Source organism: Streptococcus australis (assembly GCF_047463015.1).
Taxonomy (GTDB): domain Bacteria; phylum Bacillota; class Bacilli; order Lactobacillales; family Streptococcaceae; genus Streptococcus; species Streptococcus australis_F.
Genome location: NZ_JASHER010000016.1, coordinates 1 through 4,680 on the forward strand (window position 1 = coordinate 1; position 4,680 = coordinate 4,680).

Annotated in this window: 1 tRNA gene and 3 rRNA genes; all 4 read left to right on the plus strand. The window is 50.3% G+C overall.

Features of this window, described 5'->3' with window-relative positions:
- Positions 1 to 1,330, plus strand: a 16S ribosomal RNA gene (locus tag QM873_RS09895); the annotation flags it as partial.
- Between the two features lie 53 nt (positions 1,331 to 1,383).
- Positions 1,384 to 1,456 (plus strand) — tRNA-Ala (locus QM873_RS09900).
- A gap of 129 nt (positions 1,457 to 1,585) precedes the next feature.
- Positions 1,586 to 4,484: ribosomal RNA gene (locus tag QM873_RS09905) — 23S ribosomal RNA — on the plus strand.
- A gap of 80 nt (positions 4,485 to 4,564) precedes the next feature.
- Positions 4,565 to 4,680: ribosomal RNA gene (gene rrf, locus QM873_RS09910) — 5S ribosomal RNA — on the plus strand.

The following is a 4,680-nucleotide window of genomic DNA, read 5'->3' on the forward strand; positions in this document are numbered from 1 at the left end:
TGCATCACTACCAGATGGACCTGCGTTGTATTAGCTAGTTGGTGAGGTAACGGCTCACCAAGGCGACGATACATAGCCGACCTGAGAGGGTGATCGGCCACACTGGGACTGAGACACGGCCCAGACTCCTACGGGAGGCAGCAGTAGGGAATCTTCGGCAATGGGGGGAACCCTGACCGAGCAACGCCGCGTGAGTGAAGAAGGTTTTCGGATCGTAAAGCTCTGTTGTAAGAGAAGAACGAGTGTGAGAGTGGAAAGTTCACACTGTGACGGTATCTTACCAGAAAGGGACGGCTAACTACGTGCCAGCAGCCGCGGTAATACGTAGGTCCCGAGCGTTATCCGGATTTATTGGGCGTAAAGCGAGCGCAGGCGGTTAGATAAGTCTGAAGTTAAAGGCTGTGGCTTAACCATAGTACGCTTTGGAAACTGTTTAACTTGAGTGCAAGAGGGGAGAGTGGAATTCCATGTGTAGCGGTGAAATGCGTAGATATATGGAGGAACACCGGTGGCGAAAGCGGCTCTCTGGCTTGTAACTGACGCTGAGGCTCGAAAGCGTGGGGAGCAAACAGGATTAGATACCCTGGTAGTCCACGCCGTAAACGATGAGTGCTAGGTGTTGGGTCCTTTCCGGGACTCAGTGCCGCAGCTAACGCATTAAGCACTCCGCCTGGGGAGTACGACCGCAAGGTTGAAACTCAAAGGAATTGACGGGGGCCCGCACAAGCGGTGGAGCATGTGGTTTAATTCGAAGCAACGCGAAGAACCTTACCAGGTCTTGACATCCCTCTGACCGCTCTAGAGATAGAGTTTTCCTTCGGGACAGAGGTGACAGGTGGTGCATGGTTGTCGTCAGCTCGTGTCGTGAGATGTTGGGTTAAGTCCCGCAACGAGCGCAACCCCTATTGTTAGTTGCCATCATTCAGTTGGGCACTCTAGCGAGACTGCCGGTAATAAACCGGAGGAAGGTGGGGATGACGTCAAATCATCATGCCCCTTATGACCTGGGCTACACACGTGCTACAATGGCTGGTACAACGAGTCGCAAGTCGGTGACGGCAAGCTAATCTCTTAAAGCCAGTCTCAGTTCGGATTGTAGGCTGCAACTCGCCTACATGAAGTCGGAATCGCTAGTAATCGCGGATCAGCACGCCGCGGTGAATACGTTCCCGGGCCTTGTACACACCGCCCGTCACACCACGAGAGTTTGTAACACCCGAAGTCGGTGAGGTAACCTTTTAGGAGCCAGCCGCCTAAGGTGGGATAGATGATTGGGGTGAAGTCGTAACAAGGTAGCCGTATCGGAAGGTGCGGCTGGATCACCTCCTTTCTAAGGATAAGGAAACCTGCACGTTCGTCTTGTTTAGTTTTGAGAGGTCTTGTGGGGCCTTAGCTCAGCTGGGAGAGCGCCTGCTTTGCACGCAGGAGGTCAGCGGTTCGATCCCGCTAGGCTCCATTGGTGAGAGATCACCAAGGATGAACATTGAAAATTGAATATCTATATCAAATAGTAACAAGAAAATAAACCGAAAACGCTGTGAATATTTAATGAGTTTTCTAATTTTTTAAGAAATTAGGTTAATAAGGTTAAGTTAATAAGGGCGCACGGTGGATGCCTTGGCACTAGGAGCCGAAGAAGGACGTGACAAACGACGAAATGCCTCGGGGAGCTGTAAGTAAGCGCTGATCCGGGGATGTCCGAATGGGGGAACCCAGCAGGTGATACCTGTTACCCATATCTGTTAAGGATATGAGGAGGAAGACGCAGTGAACTGAAACATCTAAGTAGCTGCAGGAAGAGAAAGCAAAAGCGATTGCCTTAGTAGCGGCGAGCGAAACGGCAGGAGGGCAAACCGAAGAGTTTACTCTTCGGGGTTGTAGGACTGCAATGTGGACTTAAAGATTATAGAAGAACTACCTGGGAAGGTAGGCCAAAGAGAGTAACAGCCTCGTATTTAAAATAGTCTTTATACCTAGCAGTATCCTGAGTACGGCGAGACACGTGGAATCTCGTCGGAATCTGGGAGGACCATCTCCCAACCCTAAATACTCCCTAGTGACCGATAGTGAACCAGTACCGTGAGGGAAAGGTGAAAAGCACCCCGGGAGGGGAGTGAAATAGAACCTGAAACCGTGTGCCTACAACAAGTTCGAGCCCGTTAATGGGTGAGAGCGTGCCTTTTGTAGAATGAACCGGCGAGTTACGATATGATGCGAGGTTAAGTTGAAGAGACGGAGCCGTAGGGAAACCGAGTCTGAATAGGGCGTCTTAGTATTATGTCGTAGACCCGAAACCATGTGACCTACCCATGAGCAGGTTGAAGGTGCGGTAAAACGCACTGGAGGACCGAACCAGGGCACGTTGAAAAGTGCTTGGATGACTTGTGGGTAGCGGAGAAATTCCAAACGAACTTGGAGATAGCTGGTTCTCTCCGAAATAGCTTTAGGGCTAGCGTCGACATTAAGATTCTTGGAGGTAGAGCACTGTTTGGGTGAGGGGTCCATCCCGGATTACCAATCTCAGATAAACTCCGAATGCCAATGAATTATGGTCGGCAGTCAGACTGCGAGTGCTAAGATCCGTAGTCGAAAGGGAAACAGCCCAGACCACCAGCTAAGGTCCCAAAATAATTGTTAAGTGGAAAAGGATGTGGGGTTGCACAGACAACTAGGATGTTAGCTTAGAAGCAGCTATTCATTCAAAGAGTGCGTAATAGCTCACTAGTCGAGTGACCCTGCGCCGAAAATGTACCGGGGCTAAAACAATTTACCGAAGCTGTGGATACCTTTATAGGTATGGTAGGAGAGCGTTCTATGTGTGAAGAAGGTATACCGTGAGGAGTGCTGGAACGCATAGAAGTGAGAATGCCGGTATGAGTAGCGAAAGACAGGTGAGAATCCTGTCCACCGTAAGACTAAGGTTTCCAGGGGAAGGCTCGTCCGCCCTGGGTTAGTCGGGACCTAAGGAGAGACCGAAAGGTGTATCCGATGGACAACAGGTTGATATTCCTGTACTAGAGTATGTAGTGATGGAGGGACGCAGTAGGCTAACTAAAGCGTGCGATTGGAAGTGCACGTCTAAGCAGTGAGGTGTGAATTGAGTTAAATGCTTAGTTCTATAACATTGAGCTGTGATGGGGAGCGAAGTTTAGTAGCGAAGTTAGTGATGTCACACTGCCAAGAAAAGCTTCTAGCGTTAAACATACTCTACCCGTACCGCAAACCGACACAGGTAGTCGAGGCGAGTAGCCTCAGGTGAGCGAGAGAACTCTCGTTAAGGAACTCGGCAAAATGACCCCGTAACTTCGGGAGAAGGGGTGCTGACTTAGGTCAGCCGCAGTGAATAGGCCCAAGCAACTGTTTATCAAAAACACAGCTCTCTGCTAAATCGTAAGATGATGTATAGGGGGTGACGCCTGCCCGGTGCTGGAAGGTTAAGAGGAGTGCTTAGCGTAAGCGAAGGTATGAATTGAAGCCCCAGTAAACGGCGGCCGTAACTATAACGGTCCTAAGGTAGCGAAATTCCTTGTCGGGTAAGTTCCGACCCGCACGAAAGGCGTAATGATTTGGGCACTGTCTCAACGAGAGACTCGGTGAAATTTTAGTACCTGTGAAGATGCAGGTTACCCGCGACAGGACGGAAAGACCCCATGGAGCTTTACTGCAGTTTGATATTGAGTGTCTGTGCCACATGTACAGGATAGGTAGGAGCCATAGAGATCGGGACGCCAGTTTCGATGGAGGCGATGTTGGGATACTACCCTTGTGTTATGGCCACTCTAACCCGGATAGGTGATCCCTATCGGAGACAGTGTCTGACGGGCAGTTTGACTGGGGCGGTCGCCTCCTAAAAGGTAACGGAGGCGCCCAAAGGTTCCCTCAGAATGGTTGGAAATCATTCGCAGAGTGTAAAGGTATAAGGGAGCTTGACTGCGAGAGCTACAACTCGAGCAGGGACGAAAGTCGGGCTTAGTGATCCGGTGGTTCCGTATGGAAGGGCCATCGCTCAACGGATAAAAGCTACCCTGGGGATAACAGGCTTATCTCCCCCAAGAGTTCACATCGACGGGGAGGTTTGGCACCTCGATGTCGGCTCGTCGCATCCTGGGGCTGTAGTCGGTCCCAAGGGTTGGGCTGTTCGCCCATTAAAGCGGCACGCGAGCTGGGTTCAGAACGTCGTGAGACAGTTCGGTCCCTATCCGTCGCGGGCGTAGGAAATTTGAGAGGATCTGCTCCTAGTACGAGAGGACCAGAGTGGACTTACCGCTGGTGTACCAGTTGTCTCGCCAGAGGCATCGCTGGGTAGCTATGTAGGGAAGGGATAAACGCTGAAAGCATCTAAGTGTGAAACCCACCTCAAGATGAGATTTCCCATAACTATATGTTAGTAAGAGCCCTGAGAGAAGATCAGGTAGATAGGTTAGGAGTGGAAGTTGTGTGAGCAATGGAGCGGACTAATACTAATAGCTCGAGGACTTATCCAAAAAGTAACTGAGGATATTTACAGCCGTTTAGATTTTTGTTAGAATATAGGTATTCAATTTTGAATGTTCATCATTCAGAGTTAAGTGACGATAGCCTAGGAGATACACCTGTACCCATGCCGAACACAGAAGTTAAGCCCTAGAACGCCGGAAGTAGTTGGGGGTTGCCCCCTGTGAGATATGGTAGTCGCTTAGC